Origin of the sequence: Neisseria sp. P0018.S001, assembly GCF_051957355.1 — a bacterium.
GTDB lineage: Bacteria > Pseudomonadota > Gammaproteobacteria > Burkholderiales > Neisseriaceae > Neisseria > Neisseria subflava_A.
In genome coordinates this window covers 1-247 of record NZ_JBQCWN010000107.1, presented here as the reverse complement: position 1 = coordinate 247, position 247 = coordinate 1, and the positions used below count along the sequence as shown (strand labels likewise).

Genomic DNA, 247 nt, shown 5'->3' with positions numbered 1-247 from the left:
GCGATATGCCCATTGAGGACACCCCTTTTTATATTTTTGACTTGGCGGATTTCGATGGGGTAATTGCCGATATTGACAATATTGTAGGTTTTGTTTCGAGTTACAGCCTATCAAAATCGAAAAAAAAATGCCTTGACGGGTATTGCCTTCTTAAGGGGTATAGATGTCTATGACCCTCCCATTTCAAAAGAAAAAGCGTTACAAGCCTTAGAAAAACATCCTGAAATTTATCAGAAGTTTCAGCATT

General features: G+C 38.1%; 1 pseudogene. It reads left to right on the top strand.

Annotated features, from left to right (window positions below):
* Positions 1-247 (top strand): annotated as a pseudogene (locus ACTHTJ_RS11060) (hypothetical protein); the annotation flags it as partial.